At 40.8% G+C, this 2,687-nt stretch carries 3 protein-coding genes; 1 reads left to right on the top strand and 2 read right to left on the bottom strand.

Annotated features, from left to right (window positions below):
* Positions 1-138 precede the first annotated feature (138 nt).
* Entirely contained in the window at positions 139-576 is a 438-nt protein-coding gene (locus PX636_RS04255) for a hypothetical protein (protein ID WP_288116313.1), read from the bottom strand.
* 245 nt (positions 577-821) lie between these two features.
* Here PX636_RS04255 and PX636_RS04250 point away from each other — a divergent pair, with 245 nt between their 5' ends.
* Complete coding sequence (locus PX636_RS04250; protein ID WP_002738818.1) at positions 822-1,166, top strand: hypothetical protein; 345 nt, start codon at positions 822-824, stop codon at positions 1,164-1,166.
* Between the two features lie 177 nt (positions 1,167-1,343).
* Here the strand turns inward: PX636_RS04250 and PX636_RS04245 are convergent, their stop codons facing one another.
* Entirely contained in the window at positions 1,344-2,351 is a 1,008-nt protein-coding gene (locus PX636_RS04245; RefSeq protein ID WP_288116312.1) for a DnaJ C-terminal domain-containing protein, read from the bottom strand.
* Positions 2,352-2,687 lie beyond the last annotated feature (336 nt).

Raw genomic sequence — 2,687 nt, 5'->3', positions numbered from 1 at the left:
GGCTATAATTTGGCAAAGTTGGGTAATTAAGTCACTCATAAGTAATAGGATAAAATTAACTTCTTAGTTGGAATAGGCAAGAGGTGGTTAGATATGTATAATTAATTGTGTCTAGCTACATAAATCATCGGCCTTAATTTAGTTTTTAGGAGTTTGTGCTTGATTAATATGATTTTCTCCAATGTAAGCTGTTCCTCCTTCAACTTTTGTCTGCCAACCTTTGGCATTATCAGAATTATTTTGAACCATACTACTATTATCTTGAATTTTCCCCGCTTGGATAGTCTGAGCTAAAACTCGTAATTCCTCGGCAAAATCACGATCTTCATCTAACACCACATCGAGATTTTTTGTAATCGTTTCAATCACCGTACTATCTCCATTTTCTACCCTAGCTAATGCGTCATCCACCTTAGCTGATTTTCCTGTTAATCGGGGTTTGATTTTTTCCCACAATATGGGGATTTTAGAAATTGCTTCAGTGGTAAAACGTTTAGCCAGTTCTCCTGTACCAGACTTGATAAATTCCTGTACTGCTAAATTGACGAGTAAACTTGTGGTTAAGGGATCATTCATGATTCAGTCCTCATTTTAACTTTCATAATTTTATTCTGCCCTATTTTCCTTAATCAGTAAACAGTGATCACTTCAATCATAGTCCATGACACAATCACAGCAATGACAGTCAAGACGGCATGGGAGAGGAAAGACCAGTAATGATCCGTGTTATCGTAAAAATGGGGATAGATGGGGGGTTTGGTCTTGCAAAATCGGCAAATAGGGATAAAATCAAAACAAGTTAATTTTTCGGCGACCATATCATGTTAACCCCATCGGATAGTAAATTATCTAAGCAGCAGCAGATTCTCTCGGCTGTTTCCGAAGAGGAACAGCTTAAACAGCAACGGATTCAGGAAGTGCTATTGTTAATAGATAGTTTATTCCAAAGAGAGGAAACGACTTTTAGAATTATCATCGACTGTCTTTACGATGTGGGTTCGTTAAATTTAATTAATAAAAAGTTTCATAGTCGTCACTTAAATTTTATCATGAAAGCGATCGCTCGTTTTTCTAAGCCTATCTTCAGAATTTATGCTCTCTATTGGGTGAAGAAAAATAGCCCCAAATTAATTACTAATTGGTTGGCTAGTAAGGTTAAATTCTAGCCAAGGATAAACCCCAGAGACAGTGATCAGTAAACAGTAAACAGTAAACAGTGACCAATCAGTAACCACTGATAACTGATAGAGCTTTTCTCAGAAAGATGAAGTATAGGCTAATCTGATCCTGTCTCCTGTCTCCCCAAAACGAAGACTTCGTACCTCACTATTAAGATATAGGGACTAAATTTGCACCTGTCTGAGATGACGACGGGGATCGGTGGTACGCTGAGATTTAATTTTCTCGTATAATTCCCGTTCGATCGCCGTTAATTCTTTGGGAGTATCGATGACAATTTTGACTAATTGATCGCCGCGTTGTCCTTTATTATCGATCCAACCTTTGCCTCGTAAGCGCAGGGATTGACCGGAACGAATACCGGCGGGAACTTTTACCGTCACCAGGCCATCGGGGGTAGGAACTTCGATCGCTGTGCCTAAAACCGCCTCATCGGGAGTAATCGGGACTTCACAGGTTAAATTATCGCCTTCAAAAGCAAAGAAAGGATGGGGTTCTAATTCCACATCGAGAAATAGATCTCCCCGTTGTTTACTCAAGGGATCGATTAGTCCTTTCCCCCGTACCCGGAGACGATTACCGGTTTTAGTTCCTGGGGGGATTTTGATATCGATCATTTCTCCGGCTAAATTAACCCGTTTTTGTACTCCTCGCAAAGCTTCCGCAAAAGTCAGACGCAGTTTAGCGGTGGAGATACCAGAAGTGACGGATTGCGGTGCAGTACGAGCGCCGGCAAAGTCGTTAAAATTGCTAAAATCGCCAAATCCTCCCCCCGGAGTACCGTAGGAATGGGAACGGGGGCGAGTACCGCCGGGGCTGCCCATGCGACCGAGCAGTTCATTGATAAAATCATCAAAGGTGCTGTACTGGCTAAAGTCAAAACCGGCCGAACCGAAGTCAACCCCCGGATTACCACCCGGCCAATTTGATCGCCCAGCCTGTTGCCAATATTGTCCAAATTGATCGTATTTTTGGCGTTTTTCGCTATCGGAGAGGACTTCGTAAGCTTCACTAATTTCTTTAAAACGTTCTTCGGCGCTTTTATCGTTAGGATTGCGATCGGGGTGATATTTGACGGCTAATTTACGAAAAGCTTTTTTAATTTCTTCAGCGCTGGCAGTTTTACCTACTCCCAGAACGGCATAATAATCTTTATAATCTGCGGCAGGCATCGATACGCTATCTCCTTAGCAATGAGGATTCAGTCGGGATATTCCTAATCTAACTTAATTTTATCGCTGTCAGGCTTGAATCAGTGATCAGTGATCAGTGAACAGTAACCAGTAACCAGTAATCAGTGAAAATAAAGTGCCGAAGTTTTCACTTAACACTATCTACTTAAAACTCCAATAGACCTCTTGCATAATTTTTTTATGGTATCATGGAGGGTTGGGCTTTTTTCTCAATTCTTAGATGGAAGTGGAAAAAAGAATAAAATGTGATCTTAGGTCAGGAAATCATCTATACTTTGGCTATGTTTATTAGCAAAAGTATGGATGATCAAGACT

This window comes from Microcystis sp. M53598_WE2, from assembly GCF_030067735.1.
GTDB lineage: Bacteria > Cyanobacteriota > Cyanobacteriia > Cyanobacteriales > Microcystaceae > Microcystis > Microcystis aeruginosa.
Note: the sequence above shows the minus strand (reverse complement) of the source record. Positions and strands in the feature narration are given on the sequence as shown.